The organism is Trichocoleus sp. FACHB-40 (genome assembly GCF_014695915.1).
Lineage (GTDB): Bacteria > Cyanobacteriota > Cyanobacteriia > Cyanobacteriales > FACHB-T130 > Funiculus > Funiculus sociatus.
The window spans coordinates 181022-198266 of the sequence record NZ_JACJPF010000101.1; the positions used below are offsets into that span (position 1 = coordinate 181022).

Annotated in this window: 16 protein-coding genes and 1 pseudogene; 8 read left to right on the forward strand and 9 right to left on the reverse strand. The window is 45.4% G+C overall.

Translation table 11 applies throughout. From position 1 onward, the window contains the following. The first annotated feature begins 47 nt into the window (after positions 1-47). Positions 48-680, forward strand: a complete 633-nt coding sequence (locus H6F63_RS23955) for an NADH-quinone oxidoreductase subunit J (protein WP_190458433.1) — start codon at positions 48-50, stop codon at positions 678-680. A gap of 21 nt (positions 681-701) precedes the next feature. Continuing rightward, positions 702-1007: an NADH-quinone oxidoreductase subunit NuoK gene (nuoK, locus tag H6F63_RS23960; RefSeq protein WP_190427538.1), complete on the forward strand. Its 306-nt coding sequence runs from the start codon at positions 702-704 to the stop codon at positions 1005-1007. Between the two features lie 182 nt (positions 1008-1189). Here nuoK and H6F63_RS23965 read toward each other — a convergent pair whose 3' ends face one another. Further along, entirely contained in the window at positions 1190-1426 is a 237-nt protein-coding gene (locus H6F63_RS23965; protein WP_190427381.1) for a hypothetical protein, read from the reverse strand. On the opposite strand from H6F63_RS23965, the gene H6F63_RS23970 reads away from it, so the two are divergent. Continuing rightward, positions 1410-2732 (forward strand): 3-isopropylmalate dehydratase large subunit, encoded by a 1323-nt coding sequence (locus H6F63_RS23970; protein WP_190639868.1) that lies wholly within the window; start codon positions 1410-1412, stop codon positions 2730-2732. The two genes, H6F63_RS23965 and H6F63_RS23970, sit on opposite strands and share 17 nt — an antisense overlap. Before the next feature lie 79 nt (positions 2733-2811). On the opposite strand, the gene H6F63_RS23975 is transcribed toward H6F63_RS23970, so the two are convergent. Beyond that, positions 2812-3000, reverse strand: a complete 189-nt coding sequence (locus H6F63_RS23975; protein ID WP_190639869.1) for a hypothetical protein — start codon at positions 2998-3000, stop codon at positions 2812-2814. Between the two features lie 25 nt (positions 3001-3025). Between H6F63_RS23975 and H6F63_RS23980 the strand changes: the two genes are divergently transcribed. The 3 genes and pseudogenes from H6F63_RS23980 to H6F63_RS31180 all read left to right on the forward strand — a co-directional run. Beyond that, positions 3026-6034 carry a HEAT repeat domain-containing protein gene (locus tag H6F63_RS23980; protein ID WP_190639870.1) on the forward strand — a complete coding sequence of 1003 codons (3009 nt, stop codon included), beginning with the start codon at positions 3026-3028 and terminating at the stop codon, positions 6032-6034. A 26-nt stretch (positions 6035-6060) separates the two neighbouring features. Beyond that, positions 6061-6312 (forward strand): hypothetical protein, encoded by a 252-nt coding sequence (locus H6F63_RS23985; protein WP_190639871.1) that lies wholly within the window; start codon positions 6061-6063, stop codon positions 6310-6312. A gap of 104 nt (positions 6313-6416) precedes the next feature. Beyond that, positions 6417-6578 (forward strand): annotated as a pseudogene (locus H6F63_RS31180) (HNH endonuclease); the annotation flags it as partial. 239 nt (positions 6579-6817) lie between these two features. On the opposite strand, the gene H6F63_RS23990 reads toward H6F63_RS31180, so the two are convergent. Further along, positions 6818-7150, reverse strand: a complete 333-nt coding sequence (locus H6F63_RS23990; protein WP_190639872.1) for a hypothetical protein — start codon at positions 7148-7150, stop codon at positions 6818-6820. A gap of 186 nt (positions 7151-7336) precedes the next feature. Between H6F63_RS23990 and H6F63_RS30685 the strand changes: the two genes are divergently transcribed. Next, positions 7337-7462, forward strand: coding sequence for a hypothetical protein (locus tag H6F63_RS30685; protein ID WP_277876484.1), 126 nt, complete (start codon positions 7337-7339; stop codon positions 7460-7462). On the opposite strand, the gene H6F63_RS23995 is transcribed toward H6F63_RS30685, so the two are convergent. From H6F63_RS23995 to H6F63_RS24005, 3 genes are all read right to left on the reverse strand, one after another. Further along, on the reverse strand, positions 7440-7619 hold the full coding sequence (locus H6F63_RS23995) for a PCP reductase family protein (RefSeq protein ID WP_190427366.1): 180 nt from the start codon (positions 7617-7619) through the stop codon (positions 7440-7442). The two genes, H6F63_RS30685 and H6F63_RS23995, sit on opposite strands and share 23 nt — an antisense overlap. Before the next feature lie 108 nt (positions 7620-7727). Then, positions 7728-8168: a cyanase gene (gene cynS, locus H6F63_RS24000; RefSeq protein WP_190427364.1), complete on the reverse strand. Its 441-nt coding sequence runs from the start codon at positions 8166-8168 to the stop codon at positions 7728-7730. An 81-nt stretch (positions 8169-8249) separates the two neighbouring features. Beyond that, complete coding sequence (locus tag H6F63_RS24005; RefSeq protein WP_190639873.1) at positions 8250-9434, reverse strand: NAD(P)H-quinone oxidoreductase subunit H; 1185 nt, start codon at positions 9432-9434, stop codon at positions 8250-8252. Between the two features lie 90 nt (positions 9435-9524). Between H6F63_RS24005 and rsmH the strand changes: the two genes are divergently transcribed. Further along, positions 9525-10394, forward strand: a complete 870-nt coding sequence (rsmH, locus tag H6F63_RS24010) for a 16S rRNA (cytosine(1402)-N(4))-methyltransferase RsmH (RefSeq protein ID WP_190639874.1) — start codon at positions 9525-9527, stop codon at positions 10392-10394. A gap of 121 nt (positions 10395-10515) precedes the next feature. Here the strand turns inward: rsmH and H6F63_RS24015 are convergent, their stop codons facing one another. The 3 genes from H6F63_RS24015 to H6F63_RS24025 all read right to left on the reverse strand — a co-directional run bounded on the left by H6F63_RS24015 (position 10516) and on the right by H6F63_RS24025 (position 16687). Next, positions 10516-11859 (reverse strand): ATP-binding protein, encoded by a 1344-nt coding sequence (locus H6F63_RS24015; RefSeq protein ID WP_190639875.1) that lies wholly within the window; start codon positions 11857-11859, stop codon positions 10516-10518. Positions 11860-13024: 1165 nt separating this feature from the next. After that, positions 13025-14905 carry a CheR family methyltransferase gene (locus tag H6F63_RS24020; RefSeq protein WP_190639876.1) on the reverse strand — a complete coding sequence of 627 codons (1881 nt, stop codon included), beginning with the start codon at positions 14903-14905 and terminating at the stop codon, positions 13025-13027. Between the two features lie 96 nt (positions 14906-15001). Then, a complete protein-coding gene (locus H6F63_RS24025; RefSeq protein WP_190639877.1) occupies positions 15002-16687 on the reverse strand; it encodes a chemotaxis protein CheB in 1686 nt (561 codons plus the stop codon). Between the last annotated feature and the right edge of the window lie 558 nt (positions 16688-17245).

Below are 17245 nucleotides of genomic sequence, written 5' to 3' on the forward strand. Positions count from 1 at the left end.
TAGCCATTAGCCACTAGCAATTAGCAATTAGCAAAGGACAAAAAGCAGTGAATCTAGCAGAAGGCGTTCAGATTGTTTCGTTTGGCTTGCTGTCGGTGATGATGATTGGGGCAGCATTAGGAGTAGTGCTGTTTTCTAGTATTGTCTACTCAGCATTTTTGTTGGGCGGAGTATTTATCAGCATTGCTGGTTTATACCTTCTCCTGAATGCAGATTTTGTATCAGCGGCGCAGATTCTCATCTATGTTGGAGCTGTTAACGTTTTGATTTTGTTCGCCATCATGTTGGTGAACAAGCGGGAGGATTTTACACCCATTCGCAATCGTTGGATTCGTCAAGGTTCAACCGGATTGGTATGTGTCGGTTTGTTTGCGCTTCTGGGAACGATGGTGGTAAGAACTCCTTGGGCTTTATCCAGCTTACCCCATTCTGTTGAAAGTACCATTGTGCAGCTGGGTGAGCATTTTTTCAGCGACTTTTTGCTGCCATTTGAGCTAGTTTCTGTACTGTTGTTGATGGCAATGGTCGGCGCAATTATTTTGGCGCGTCGCGAATATATTCCAGAAGAAATAGTCTCCGAACTAGCTCAAACAAAAGCTTTAACTTTGCAAGAACGTCCCCGCGAACTTTTGACGGTAGGCACTGAAAGCACAAAACTCCCCGTAGATACCAATACATAGAAGCAAAGAAAACTCATGCAACTGCAACTTCAGTATTTTCTAATATTAGCCGCTGCCCTTTTCTGCATCGGCATTTATGGCTTGATTACCAGCCGCAACGCAGTGCGGGTGCTGATGTCGATTGAATTGATGCTGAATGCAGTAAACCTGAATTTAATGGGCTTTTCTAATTATCTAGATCCCCAGGAAATAAAAGGTCAGGTTTTTACTGTTTTTGTGATTACAATTGCGGCTGCTGAAGCTGCTGTTGGTTTGGCAATTGTGCTTTCAATTTACCGCAACCGCGAAACGGTGGACATGGAGCAGTTTAATTTGCTCAAGTGGTAAATTATTAGTTATTAGTCATTAGTTGTTAGACTAATGGCTAATAGCTTAAATTAAATTGATATAGCAGTCCTATTTCATTTGTATAGCAATCCTATTTAAGTTGTTAACGAGTATTCGCCCTGGTGTAGGGACACGGCAGTGCCGTGTCCCTACACCAGGGTTTCACGAATCATTTAGGATTGCTATAGCAGGATGCCTGTTGTCGTGACACCTGCGCTACCTACAAACAAAAAAAATCGCAACTCGTTGAGGACGGCAATATAAAATGACATATTTCTAGAAAAAGTTGGCATCATTAAGGAATGCGCTACTCGCTTCCGGCGTATGCGGGAAAGCGCTACTCGCTGCCCTTGAGTGATGGTAAAGCGATCGCTATTAAAGCATCTTTGCAGGAGAATACTTATGGGGATGACCCTCACCGAAAAAATCTTAGCCCGTGCTTCCGGTCGGTCTGTTGTCGAACCGGGAGACAATATCTGGGTAAACGTTGATTTGTTAATGACTCATGACGTTTGCGGCCCCGGTACAATTGGGGTTTTCAAGCGGGAATTTGGCGCAGATGCCAAAGTTTGGGACAAAGAAAAGATTGTTTTGATTCCAGACCATTACATTTTTACTGCTGACGAACGCGCTAATCGCAACGTTGATATTCTGCGCGACTTTGCCAAAGAGCAAGACATTAAATATTTCTACGACATCACCGACCGAGCCGACTTTAAAGCTAATCCCGATTACAAAGGTGTTTGTCACATTGCCCTAGCACAAGAGGGTCACACTCGTCCGGGAGAAGTGCTGTTTGGTACCGATTCCCACACCTGCAACGCCGGCGCTTTTGGTCAGTTCGCCACGGGCATCGGCAACACGGACGCTGGTTTCATCATGGGAACTGGCAAGCTGCTGATTAAAGTCCCGGCGACGATGCGCTTTGTCTTTGAGGGAGAGATGCCGAATTACCTATTGGCAAAAGACCTGATCTTGCAAATCATTGGAGATATTGGGGTTGCTGGAGCCACTTATCGGGCGCTGGAATTTTCCGGTGGTACCATTAACGGTCTGTCGATGGAAGACCGGATGACGCTGTGTAATATGGCGATTGAGGCGGGTGGCAAAAATGGCACAGTCGCCCCGGATGAGACGACGTTTGAGTACGTCCGCGCCCGGACTAACAAGCCTTTCGAGCCAGTTTATACGGATGCTGATGCCCGTTTCTACTCGGATCGGCATTATGATGTCTCCAAGTTAGAGCCGGTCGTCGCGAAGCCCCATTCTCCAGATAATCGTGCCTTGGCGCGGGAATGCCGGGATGTCAAGATTGACCGAGTTTATATCGGTTCCTGCACTGGCGGCAAAACCTCAGATTTTATGTACGCTGCCCGCATTCTTAAGGGACAGCAGGTGAAGGTTCCTACTTATTTAGTACCGGCAACGCAGAAAGTCTACGAAGATTTGTTCACCCAGAAGTACGAAGGACAAACCCTGTCTGAGATTTTCTTGGCGGCTGGTTGCATTGAGCCTGCTGCACCTTCCTGCGCCGCTTGTTTGGGTGGACCCAAGGATACTTTCGGGCGTCTGAATGAGCCGGAAATTTGCGTTTCTACGACTAACCGCAATTTCCCCGGTCGGATGGGGAATAAAGAGGCGGGGATTTATTTGGCTTCGCCTTATACGGCTGCGGCTTCGGCGTTGACTGGATATGTAACCGACCCCCGCGAATTTCTGAGTTAAAAACGCGCTCGGTACGCAGAGGAAAATATAAAGCTTTCTTTGCGTACCGATAGCGTTTTGCTTGGCGTTATGAGAGCGTTTAAAAACTTTTTGATATATATACTTTAGCCAAGGCTGTCGATGAGATCGATATAATTTTGCCAACTTTGTTCTTGGAAAGCGCGATCGCTTGCCCAAAATATAATTTGTCACGAAGGAAGCGATCGCGCTTTTTCTGTTTGAAACGTGGACGCGATCGCTCTCTTCGACTGGTTATACTCGTAGGCATGAATTAAGCAGATACGGGGATAATTATGGACTGGTTAGCTGCGTGGGGGGTTTATACTGTTGCGGGATTTGTATTTACAGAGGTTCTGGCTCCTTTAGCCAAAGGAGCTTTAGAGGATTACGTCAAAGATTTTTTCAAAGACAGCATCAAGGATTTTACGGGCTTATTCCAGAAAGATACCCTGCAAAAGGCAGTTGGTAAAGCTCTGAAGGAATTTTTGCAATTAATGCAGCAGGAATTAGAAGATGCTGAACTTTCTGAAGAACAACTGAAAGCTTACATCACACCATTTAATCAATTTATTAATGATAAATCTGTTAAAGAGATATTAGGAAGTGCTTTTCAATATGACTGTCAAGCTATAAATATTAAGAAATTATCTATAACTTGGTATCAGCTAGACTTGTTATCTTTGCCAGAGGGATTTGATTGGGAACAGGTTGGCAAGCGTTATCTTAAAAAAGTTAAAGCCATTATCCGCGAATCAGACGAGTTACGCGGTATCTTTGACTCAAAAAATATAGAAGCTATTCAACAAAACACTAAAGAACTGGCTGGAATTTCCCCGGAATTTGATTTAACCCGATATCAGGAAGGACTGCAAGAGCGATACAGCAATCTTAATTTAGATAGTTTAGATACGACTGTTTACGACTATCGAGAAAAACTCAAGGTATGGGAAATTTTTATAGCACAAAATGTGCGAGAATGCCAGGAATATTTACCCCAAGTTTACGAGATTCCTAAAGAGCATCAAAAACGGCTAAGAGAGAGTAACCAAATCGAAGCAGACGTTAACCCGGAGGAGTGGGAACGATACAAAAAAGTTTATTATCAACAGCCAATTCGCTCAGTTTTAGATATTGTTAATGACTCTCAAACTTATCCCTATATTGTAATTTTGGGCGATCCAGGTTCGGGGAAGTCCACATTGTTGCAATACATCGCTTTGAATTGGGCAAGAACGCCTCTCAATACTGTTATTGAACAGCCGATTCCGTTGCTGATTGAATTGCGGACTTACATTCGCAATCGCGACTCTGGAGAGTGCAAGGATTTTCTGGAATTCTTCCACAAAGGCTGTGGAATTGTCTGTCGCCTCAATCAACATGAACTTCACGAACAGCTAAAAGCTGGCAAAGTTTCGGTGATGTTTGATGGGTTGGATGAGGTATTTGACCCGGCGAAACGTGAGGAGGTAATTATTGATATCCATCGCTTCACGAATGATTATCCGAAGGCGCGGGTAATTGTCACTTCTCGCATTATTGGCTACAAACCGCAACGCCTGCGAGACGCCCAGTTTCGTCACTTCATGCTGCAAGATTTAGAGTCAGACCAAATTGAGGATTTTCTCTATCGATGGCATGAATTAACGTTCACGGATGAGGCACTTAAAGTTAGCAAGCGGGAACGACTGCAACAGGCAATTAAAACGTCTTCAGCGATTGGAGAACTGGCAGGAAATCCCCTATTACTGACAATGATGGCAATACTCAACCGCAAGCAAGAATTGCCTAGATATAGACCAATACTTTACGAAAAAGCTTCAGAAGTACTGCTGCATCAATGGGATGTGGATCAGAAATTGCTAGAAAATCCGAGGATAGATTCGGTAACGATTGACTATAAAGATAAGCAGGCGATACTGCGTCAGGTTGCCTACTTTATGCAAGCAGCAGATCAAGGATTAGCTGGCAATCTGATTCGGGGAGACGATTTAGAAAAGATTCTGACTAGCTTTTTGAAAAGCAGGGAAGTCAATCAACCAAGAACAGTTGCCAGGTTGCTGATTGAACAGATGCGGAGTCGCAACTTTATTTTGTGTTTCCTGGGTGCCGATTCCTATGGTTTTGTGCATCGGACATTTTTAGAATACTTCTGTGCCTGCGAGTTTGTTGAACGGTTTGGGAAACGGGGGATTGAAGGGGGTTTGACACTTGAAGAACTCAAAACGGAAGTTTTTAGCAAGCATTGGCAGGATGAATCTTGGCATGAGGTTCTGCGCCTAGTTACGGGAATGATTGATACAAAATTTGCAGGTGAAATCCTAGATTATCTGATGGCGCAGAAGGGCGAAGATGAAAAGTTTATCAATCTATTTTTAGCAGCTGAGTGCCTTTTAGAAGTCAGGAATCGCTCGGCAATTGCAGTAACATCTGACCAACTCCTCAATCAGATGAAGGGCTTAAGTCAGTATGACCTACCTTACGATTACATACCCTATGGAGTTGAGGCAAACTTGGTTTGGGAAATTCGCACTCAAGCTGTTTCATCTGTCGCCACAACTTGGAAAGATGACCCGGATACCTTACCTTGGCTCAAACAACGGGCGCAAGCGGATGACGATTCGGATGTGCGACAAGCAGCGGTGCAAGAATTAGCCCGTGGTTGGAAAGATGACCCGGATACCTTACCTTGGCTCAAACAACGGGCGCAAGCGGATGACGATTCGGATGTGCGACAAGCGGCGGTGCAAGAATTAGCCCGTGGTTGGAAAGATGACCCGGATACCTTACCTATTCTCAAACAACGGGCGCAAGCGGATGACAATCCGGCTGTGCGACAAGTGGCGGTGCAAAAATTAGCCCGTGGTTGGAAAGATGACCCGGATACCTTACCTATTCTCAAACAACAGGCGCAAGCGAATGACGATTGGAGAGTACGACAAGCGGCGGTGCGAGAATTAGCCCGTGGTTGGAAAGATGACCCGGATACCTTACCTTGGCTCAAACAACGGGCGCAAACGGATGACCATTGGTATGTGCGGCACGCGGCGCTGGAAGAATTAGCCCCTGGCTGGAACGATGAGCCTGATATGTTTGAATTTTTGCACAATCGCGCCCTCAACGACTCATTTAAGCGTGAGTACGACTTTCAAACCAACCCTCGGCAATACGCACTTGAGGCAGTTATCAAAAATTATCCTGACCATCCCCGGACTCTATCGCTGTTGCGCGATCGCTCTCTCAATGACCCAGACGAGACAGTGCGCGAGTTCGCCAGCGAGGAACTAAAAAAATTAGATCAATAAAATTAGAGAAAAATGGAGATAAACTCATGACCGCTGTAAAGACAACCAAAGTCTATGACGAAATTATTGATTTCATTGCTGCTGGAACTACTCCTCAAAGTGTTGTTAATTTTCGACTATCAGAAGCAGCGCAAGAACGTTTAGAAGACCTGGTTTATAAACACAAAGCAGGAGAACTTACACCAGATGAAAAACGGGAATTAGACTATTTCCTGACGCTAAAACATATAATGATCCTAGCAAAAGCACGGGCTTATAAGTATATTAAAGCTGAGTAAGTATTTAAAGTAAAAAGGGCGAATATAATTCGCATCTAGACAGACTAAACCCGCATAGGCGAACTTTGTTTATGTAGCCGCAATTTACAATCGCCAGGTATATTTTTCGACTAGATGAGAATACGATTCAACCGCTGACAGATATTGGCGAAGTAACTGCACGAATTCTAGATTTTAACAACGATGAGCGCATTCTAGAGCGACAAGAATTAATAGTAGTTGGTAAGTATCCGTCTGCATCTGCCCTAAGACGGATTAATAAGTAGATTTACTGAGTTTAAAATAGTGCGACTTGAGCGATCGCATCCGTTTCTCTGCGTATTACTGGCGCGATCGCTTCACAGAAACTTTATAATTAGGCGGAAATATACCGATGTTTGTAAATATTTAGTAAAGATGTACTCGGAACAGTGGCAGCTTTACTTAAAGATTACGTAAAGTTAAATTGAGTGTATACGTATATTTGCGTAATAACCTCGGTTTCGTCCAGAAGACGAGTATTGTACTAAAGTAACGGAACACCTATGAACTTGCGGACTATATCAAAAGAAGCATACAAAAGTAAGTATTTACTCTTAAGCGTTTTAAGCCTGTCTATAGTTGCAGGGATCTCTTCTTTTGTCAGTTTTACATTAATTTCCCAGCGCAATTCCCGGACAGATTTCGTGCAGCAAGCTTCCTCTAAGGAGAGTGGCACGAAAAAGAGTTCTTCAAGCAAGAAGAACAAAGCTAAAAAAAATACCAATAAGTCGAAACTCTTTACAATGGAGCCAAGTTTTACAACTACTCCCCAGCCTAAAACTTTGCCACCTGCGTCAATAGCTACGCCTACCACCACTTTGCCGACTAAGTATCCCTCGGCACCTGTTACAACAACGAATTATGGAGGGATGATAACCACACCCTCGACTACCTTACCAAGCGCGTATCCCATCGCCCCTAGTACGACAAATAATAGTGGGACGATAGGTATACTGAACATAACAACCAGCCCTAGAAGTTATTAGATGGGCTATGGGGCTGAGTGCTACGATTTTTTGTAGTGCAAAAACTTGCCAGAGATGATAACTACGCGATCGCTATCTCAACTAAACATCAAACGATCGCCCCTAAACTTTACGGCGCTGCTACTGCCCAAACTGTTGTTTAGCTTGCTGATAAACTTCCGCTGTTATTAATTTTTGCCCTGCTTCTTGGGCAAATTTTTCGATTTTTTTCCTAGCGGCGGGACGAACAAAAAAGGGAATTTCTTTCAACTTCGCTTCAGCTTCGGGTGTCCACTCTACCGCATTAGGTTGATTCGCCACAGTTTTCTCCAAAAAAAATCCTTAAAACAGGAGTTTAACAGGTAAGCGATCGCTCTTTCCAGCGTCTCATCAAGAACGCGATCGCCTTTCCTCAACCCTAGCAACGAGTTACCACTTTTTGTAGGGCAAAAACTTGCCAGACATGATGACTTTTACGCGATCGCCTTTGGGATCTTCTTCCTTCTCCACATCCAAGGTAAAATCAATTGCGCTCATAATGCCATCACCAAACTTTTCGTGAATCACGCTTTTGATCGGCATTCCGTAAACCTGCATTATTTCATAAAATCGATAAATCAAAGGGTCAGTAGGAACAACTGGCCCCAAGCCTTTTAGAGGGCTTTCTGTTAATTCTTTAGCATAAACCGGGTTAACATCTAATGCAGCAACCAGCTTATTCGCCTCTTCCTCAGAAGCACTAGCTTGACGGTAGATCACCGCTGCAATCCATACCTCGTCACGTCCCAATATTTTTTCTAAATCGCCAAAGCTTAGTTTCTTATTTTTTTTCGCATCTAAGAGTGTCTGAGTAATTTCTGGAACTTGCATTATCAACTCCTCACCCATTATTTATTTAAGCTAAACATGAAAAAGGCAAAAGTGATTTTCCTTTTGCCTTTTTCATTTTCTTTATCGATCCACTGAACCCATGATGATATCGATACTGCCCAAAATTGTCACGATATCAGCCACTTTCACACCCTTAATGATGTGAGGTAGGATTTGCACGTTAACAAAATCGGGAGTGCGAATCTTCCAACGCCAGGGGAAAACGTTATCATCCCCAATCAAGAAAATTCCCAGTTCACCTTTGCCACACTCGACGCGGACATAGTGTTCGCCTTTAGGAATCTTGAAGGTAGGGGAGATTTTCTTACCGATGTACTGGTAATCAAAATCGTTCCACTCAGATTTTGCCCCTTCTGCCATGCGCTTAGCTTCCAAGTTTTCGTAAGGGCCACCAGGAAGTCCCTTAAGGGCTTGGCGAAGAATTTTCACAGATTCGCGCATCTCCCGAATCCGCACTAAGTAACGGGCAAAACAATCCCCGGCAGTTTCCCACTGCACATCCCAGTCGAAATCGTCGTAGCATTCGTAGTGGTCAACTTTCCGCAAATCCCACTTCACCCCGGAAGCGCGCAGCATGGGGCCAGAAAGTCCCCAGTTAATCGCTTCTTCCCGGCTGATAGTGCCAACGCCCTCAACCCGACGGCGGAAAATGGGGTTGTCGGTAATCAAGCGTTCGTATTCGTCAACCTTGGGGTAAAAGTAGTCGCAGAAGTCTTGGCACTTGTCAACCCACCCGTAAGGCAAATCAACGGCAACTCCTCCAATGCGGAAGTAGTTGTTGTTCACCATCCGATAACCAGTAGCGGCTTCCCACAGGTCATAAATCAACTCCCGTTCCCGGAAAATGTAAAAGAAGGGAGTCTGTGCGCCAACGTCAGCCATGAACGGGCCAAGCCACAGCAAGTGGTTGGCGATGCGGTTCAGTTCTAGCATGATGACACGGATGTAGCTGGCGCGTTTGGGAACCGCAATATCAGCCAGCTTTTCTGGGGCGTTGACGGAGATAGCCTCGTTAAACATCCCTTCGGCGTAGTCCCAGCGACTAACGTAAGGAACGTACATGATGTTGGTGCGGTTTTCGGCAATTTTTTCCATGCCGCGATGCAGGTAGCCGATTACGGGTTCGCAATCTACGACATCCTCGCCGTCTAGGGTGACGATTAGTCGCATCACTCCGTGCATGGAGGGATGGTGCGGCCCCATGTTCAGCACCATCGGTTCAGTTCTAGTTTCTAACTTTGCCATAAATTACATTTTGTTTCGCGGCCTCTTGATTCTAATTATGACGCTTTGAGGCTTAATGAGATTGAGGCATTGATGTTAAAGGCAAATAGGATGAATAAGGCAAGTTTTTATCATGTTCCTGTTTTGAGTCGGGAGTTAATTGAGGGGTTGGCAATCCGTCCAGGGGGACACTATTTAGATGCAACGGTGGGGGGTGGTGGTCACAGTCGGTTAATTCTGGAAGCTGCGCCGGATACTCAAGTGACGGCTATTGACCAAGATCAGCAAGCGATCGCATCCGCCCAAACCGAACTCGCCCAGTATAGCGATCGCATCCACTTCTACCACGGCAATTTTTCTGAGTATCAGCCGAAAAATCTCAGTTTTGATGGTATAATAGCCGACTTGGGTGTTAGCTCGGCTCAGTTCGATGTACCAGAGCGAGGCTTTAGTTTTCGCCACGAAGCCGAGTTAGATATGCGGATGAACAGGGAGCGATCGCTTACAGCAGCTGAGGCGATCAATCACTGGGAAGAATCGAAACTGGCAGATATCTTCTTTAAATACGGGGAAGAACGCCTATCTAGACGAATTGCCAGGGCAATTGTGGAAAAACGCCCGTTTCAGACGACAACACAGTTAGCAGAAGCGATCGCTTATAGCGTTCCCAAAGCATACCGTTACGGCAGAATTCACCCAGCTACTCGCGTCTTTCAAGCTTTGCGAATTGTAGTTAACGATGAATTAACCGCACTGGAAACCTTCATAAATAAAGCACCCACTTGGTTAAAACCAGAAGGCAGAATTGGAATTATCAGTTTTCACAGTTTAGAAGACCGACTGGTAAAGCACGGGCTGCGGGGAACGTCAATCTTACGGGTGTTGACGAAAAAGCCGATTATACCACAAGAAGATGAAATAGGAAATAATCCGCGATCGCGTTCAGCTAAGCTGCGAATAGCAGAACGAAAGGAGCCTTGATATACCGTCGCCCGTAATATCTGCGACAGAAACACGGGCAAGGGCATGGCAATGCCATGCCCCTACAGGCAATTGATATGTTGTATTCTTTTTTAAAATTGGTACTATTAATTGCTAACTTTTAACTTAAAACTTCTAACTCCACAGGAATTTGTCTTGGCAATTCCACCTGAAAAATGGAGCCTTCCCCCAGCTGACTCTCTACCTTAATCTTTCCCTGCATCATCCGAACCAAGCGATCGCTAATCGCCAGCCCCAAACCAGTACCGCCCCTGTCGCGTGTTAGACTCTGATTGAGTTGGCGAAATTCTTGAAAAATGTGCTGTAAGTCGGACGGATCAATGCCAATCCCCGTGTCTTTAACAGCGATCGCTACTCGGTTATCAGACAACTCCTGCGCCTCCAGCAAGATGCTACCAGAGTCAGTAAACTTAATTGCGTTGGAGATGAGATTAACTAAAATCTGCCTCAAACGGGCTTTGTCATTGACAACACAAGGGTTATCCAGACAACATTGAATATTCAGTTCCAACTGCTTCTGCTCTGCCAAACACTGGAGTTCTTCAACGGTTTCCTTCACCAGTCCGACTAAGTTAAATTCTGCTAAGTCAAGATCCAGCCGTCCAGCCTCCAGCTTAGAGAAATCTAGAATCTCCTCGATCATCTTCAGCAGGTGCTTACCACTGTTAAGAATGCGCTCCACCATATTTGCTTGACTTGGGGGCAAGTGATGGTTACGCTGGCGCAGCAGCAATTGGGAAAAGCCAATAATCGCGTTCATTGGAGTACGCAGTTCGTGGGACATCAACGCCAAAAACTGCGATTTCAACCGAGAAGCTTCTTGAAGTTGGAGATTTTGCAGATGATAGGCGCGAATTTTTTCTTCAGCTTCCTTGCGGGCGGTGATGTCGCGCATCATCCAGCGCAAAGAGACAACCTTATCTTGGCGATCGCGCACACTGGCGACAGTCAGAGCAGCATGAAAGCAGTTGTCATGACGCGGTTTTACAACCACCTCCCACTCACGCTCCGAGCCGCCTTCGCGCAGCCGCAGAAGTTTGGTACGAAAAGCGCGTCGTTCTTCCTGGGAGATAAAGATGATTAACGGCTTCCCCATTAAATAATTGTGCGCGATACCCAGCAAATCAGCGGCGGCGCGATTGGCTTCCCGAATTGTCCCATCAGCATCAGTCACCAGGTAGCCATCTGGCGCGAACTCGAACAACTCCTGATAGCGCTGGCGTTCCGCTTCCACTGTTTCCCGCGCCGATTCCAGTTGCTCATTTTGCTGGCGCAGTTCCTCTTCAGCGACGCGCAGTTCTTCCAACGAGGTGCGGAGTTCTTCGAGAGAGTCCGCCAGCAGTGCTGGATACTCTATTACATGGGATTCCCCAGCTCGCTGATATAAGCTACCAGCGCGGTTATACACCTTCTTCATGTGCTGGGTAAATTCGTTGGTGTTCATTTTGGGAACTACAGGTTGTTTTTAAAAATAAAGGGTATAAAAGGATTCTTCAATTTTTCTTGTCTTGCTTCCAGGTTTGGGAAATAAAGCTACTTTTTTTTGTTTTCGGCCCTTTTGGCTTTTCTCTTCCTATAGAGAGATTTCCTAGAGAGAGATTAATTGTTGCGATCGCTTGTGCTTACGCGCTGGCGGAACATCACTAACCTAGATGTATTGGTTTGAATAGGGTTTCTTTTAGAGTAAGTGAATATTACTATACGCCCCTAGAGCTTTAAAGTAATCCACAATTTGGTGATTATTACAAAAACCCAAGTTTATTAAGGCATTTGTGGGATTTGGCTGGCCCTCGTCCCCATCCACGATCCTTATTCAAACCGGATTTTACTGCTTCTGGAAAGCAATGTCGGAAAAAATTCCTTTTCACCCACCAGTCATTGAATGGAGTAGTAACAAAATTATGCTTTTCATGTTAAAGCCTTTTTGAGATTCTACACGACCAATGTGTTTTAAGTTTCTGCTTACTTTCTCAGAAAAGCCCTTGTTTATTAGCCATTTTGCCAAACTCAGCCGAAAACTAGATTTTTCGGCTTATAGCTTCAGCTATCTCACGATTCCTGGGTAAATGTTTCAAACTATTAAAACGGGTTTAAGTTTTTAGCTTGAAATTTATTTCCAGGCTCATGAATCCAAGAAGTTTATTTTTTTGTTAAGAATTTCGCCATTTGTTACTTTCCTGTGTAATTACGTAATTTGAAATTGGTATATCCTTATAGACATAAGATTTACAAACTTAGGATGTTTATCACTCCCCTATCAGGCTGAAACTAACTAGCTCTTAAGTTATATACAAGATTTCACCTAAGAGGATGTCCCAGAAGTGTCAAAAGTTAGTTTGACCCCCCAGCCCCCGCGCTAACGCGCCGCTGCGCTAGAAAAAAGGGGGGAGAATCAAGTCTTAGTACCTACCGTGTATACACAAGTCTTCTAGCGCTGTCCTATAACGTTTTGATCCCCCCTAGCCCCCGCGCTAACGCGCCGCTGCGCTAGAAAAAAGGGGGGAGAATCAAGTCTTAGTCCCCCTTTTTAAGGGGGATGCAAGGGGGATCTCCACGGGTGTATCCCAAGTTTTGCAAAAATACTAGGCGATTTCCAGTCTGTGGGCGATTTACTTTTCAGACATCCTCTCAGAAGCTTCTAGCGCCTCTTGCTCCTCCATCACCAAAATCGCTCCCTGAATTTCTCGTTGGGTGTTAACCAGTGGCGTGCAGGTAACTTTACACGCTATCGCCTTACCGCGCCGATTGATAGCATTTGCTATCACTTCTTCATAATCACTTTCCCCAGACAAACATCTGCGGATGCACTGTTTAAGTTGCTCTACAGGTAAGCCAATATCCAGATTCAGAAAGTGCTGTCCCTGAACTTCATCGACTCGCAGCCCCCACAAATCTTCCGCTTTGTAGTTCCAAATCTGGATGTACAAATCTTGATTCACCACCACAATACCGCCTCGCAGACTGGTAAAGATAGCCTCTAAAAAGGCGTTTACTTGGTTGAGTTCTTCGGTGCGGCGGCGCATTTCATCGTTGAGAGCTTGCAATTCCTCGTTAGTGGATTGCAATTCCTCATTCATTGTTTCTAATTCTTCATTGGAAGATTGCAGTTCTTCGTTAGTTGTTTCTAATTCTTCATTAGAAGATTGCAGTTCTTCGTTAGTCGTTTCTAACTCTTCATTTGTAGACTGGAGTTCTTCATAAGCCATCTCCAGTTCTTGGCTAGAGTGCTGCAAGTCGTCTTGCAGCCGTTTATAGCGGCTGACATCGGTAAAAGAAATCGCAACGCCCAGGATATTGCCGCTCATCTCTACCAGGGGTGACACTAGCACCTCTAGATAGATTAATTCACCGGAGAAACTTCTCCATTCAACCTCTTTGATGTGAACCGGACGGCGATCCGTATAAGCTTGCTCGATGCAGGAACGCAACTCTACCGGACGATAAGAAATTTCTAAATCTTGCAAGGGACGACCGAGATCCCCAGGCTTCAAGCCAAACATGGCTCTGGCTCGTTCATTTACTTGCATCAGGAAGCCATTGACATTTACCACTATCTGTGGAACTACGGAGTTATCAAAGGCGGCTTCTCGGATGCGTGTATAACTGCCGATATTGTTCACTTTCTGGTCTTTATCAGTATCTGCCATGAATAATAAGCGATCGCGCATACCTATCTTAGGTACTGTTGTAAAAACTCGTAGCTTCAAATCTACAGGTATAAAACGATGAGCCTGAGTAACCAACATCTCAGCTTTCCCCAAAAACAGAAAGCCGCCCTCTCGCAGGGCAAAGTGAAAGCGGTTGAGAATTTTGGCTTGAGTTTCGGCATTGAAATACATCAGGGCGTTGCGGCACACCAGCAAGTCAATGCGGGAGATGGGAGCATCGATAGTTAAGTTGTTCCGCCCAAAAATCAGGGTACGACGTAGATCCTTACGGAAGCTGTAGCCGCGTTCGCATCGCTCGAAATACTTATCTAGCATTTCTGGCGAAAGGCTCCCCACTGCCTGAAGAGTGTAACTAGCTTGGCGGGCTTGGGCGAGTGCGTCTTCGTCTAACTCAGTGGCGTAAATTTTCACTCGTGCTTTGAACTGTTCCACCCCCAGCGCCTCAGCCAGTACCATTGCCAGGGTATAAGCTTCTTCTCCGGAGGCACAGGCAGCACTCCAGACGCGGATCGGTTCGTTGGCTTCTTTATTGGCAGTGATGAGGGGAACGATTTTTTCGCCGATGTAATCCCAGGCTTCGCGATCGCGAAAGAAGCAAGTAACGTTAATTAATAGGGTATTGAATAGGGGAATAAATTCGTCTTGATGTACTTGCAAGTAGTCTAAATAATCGTTGTAGGTTTCTATCTCTACAGTTTGCATTCTTTTGTTTACCCGACGCATCAAGCTAGAACGCTTATAACCTGTGAAATCAAAACCACGGTTGTTTTTAATGTACTCTAATAACGCTTCAAATTCAGGATCAATGTTTAGCCGATTCATTAGAAAAATTTAATTTTTGGTCGTTTGTCAGTGACTAATAAGTCATAGGTTGGTTTTTGAACAATTAGCTATTAGCTAACGACAATTTATTAAAGACTATGAATAACGACTATTCATCGTCAGATTTAACAAAGTAGTAGCGATTTCATCTAATGGGAGAATCCAATCGATACAGCCTGTATCAATGGCGTTTCCTGGCATCCCAAAACTATCTGAAGATGTTTGATCCTGCGCGATCGTTTTGCCTCCCATTTTTTTGATCGCCTGGATACCGCTGGCACCATCGCAACCTTTGCCCGTGAGGATGACGGCGATCGCTCGTTCTTTAAAACTAGCTGCTACTGACTCAAATAGCAGATCGGCTGAGGGGCGGACAAAGTGTACCAATTCGGTTTTTGATAGGGAGATGGTAGCGTCTGGGTTAACCAGCAGATGATGATTGGCAGGAGCGATGTAGACTCCTCCGGGACGCAATTGATCTCCCTCTTGTGCCTGCTTAACCGCCAGAGTTATGCGATCATCCAAGATTTCAGATAGTTGGCTGGCACGGTGGGGTTCTAGGTGCTGCACTATTGCGATCGCTGCCGGAAAGTTTTCCGGTAAGGCAGACAGAAGCTCAGTTAAGGCTTTCAACCCTCCAGCTGAGGATGCGATCGCCACTATGGGGAATGGGGACTGGGGATTGGGGACTGGGGATTGGGGAATTGTTACTCTCCCACTCTCTCCCTCTTGCCCGTTTTTGTTGTTTACTCCGTTCCCATTCTGCCCATTTTCCACTTGCTCCCCATCTCCATCTTTAAGGCCTTTTAACAGCACTTGCCGGATAACGGCGGCGTTTTGCTGTGCCTCCTGTTCCTGCTGGGCAAAGCGTTGGGCTGACTTGGTGTGGTTGCGATCGTGTGCGCCTTTAAACATCCGATGGGCAAGAGCCGCCCGCTCCTCCAGCGCTCGGAGTCCGCTCCACAGTGCGGTTTCTAGCGCCTCTGATTGCTCCGCTAGGAGAGTTTCCCCAGAAAAGGCGTGACCTGTGCGACACCGGAAGCGAAGCAGTTTTCCGTCACCCAGTTCCCACAATGCGCCGCCGCAATCTGGACAGGCAAAACCAGAGGGTGTCCCTGGTCTCTCATATTTTGAGTGAGCAGCCATATCTAATTCCACCAGATCGGTTTCTATTTCCATCTGAGCAGATGCAGAACCTCCTTGTCTCTCTTCCACTTGCTCTTGAGCCAAGCGTACTAAGAAGGGAGCGATCGCATTCAAAGGCAAAATATGATCTACATCTACATTCTCGATAGCGCTGCGCGGCATTCCACTAAACAGGGAATCGTCGGGATTTTGAACAATTGCTATACCGCCTCGGCTTTTCACTGCTGCTAAACCAGCAGTACCGTCGTCAAGATTTCCTGACAGCACCACACCAATTACTCGCCGCCCGTAGTGCTGTGCTGCCGTGCGAAACAGAGGATCGACTGCTGGTCTGTGACCGTTCTCTTTGGGCCCACGCGCTACCTGGACGCATCCACGTTTGACCAGTAGGTGATAATTTGGCGGTGCTATGTATATCTGCCCGTGCTGAATTGGCGCTCCGTCTTCGGGGTGCCAGGCTCTCAAGGTGCCGCAACGGTTCAGGATATTTGGCATCAAGCTGGTGTTTTGGGCTGGAACGTGAAGAACTATAAAAATTGCAGCTGGCAGATCAGTCGGCAAAGCCTTGACCAGCTTTGACAGAGCTTCTACTCCACCTGCGGAGGCACCAATAACAATTATGTCGTGACCGGGCATTTAACTCCTAATTACTTTTGTGAAAGTAGCCTTTTGTGTCTAGTGGAAGATGCTTTTTTAGAGATAAAGTAGATTGTTATTCAGGCTACAATTTGTTATTAGTCAGTAGCTATAGCAGTCTTAAATGGAATGGCACTTAACTTTGGCTCTGCGCTCAAGCCCTGAACTAAAGTTCGGGCTGAAAGCTTTAGTCCGTTAAAACGGACTAAAAGGCTTGGTATTTATTAATTTGAACCCGTTTCAACGGGTTTGAGCTTTGAGCTGTGAAATTTATTTCACGACTCTTTCGTTGGTAGCTCAAGCCCTGAACTAAAGTTCGGGCTGAAAGCTTAAGTCCGTTTTAACGGACTAAAATGCTTGCTATTTATTAATTTAAACCCGTTTCAACGGGTTTGAGCTTTGAGCTGTGAAATTTATTTCACGACTCTGTCGTTGGTAGTATCAGCTGCGACTGGCTCTCCTAAGTCCTAAATCTATAAATAAAATAGGACTTCTATGGTAACCATTAGTTATTGCTTATTAGTTATGATTTATCGGTTAGTTAATATTAATTATACT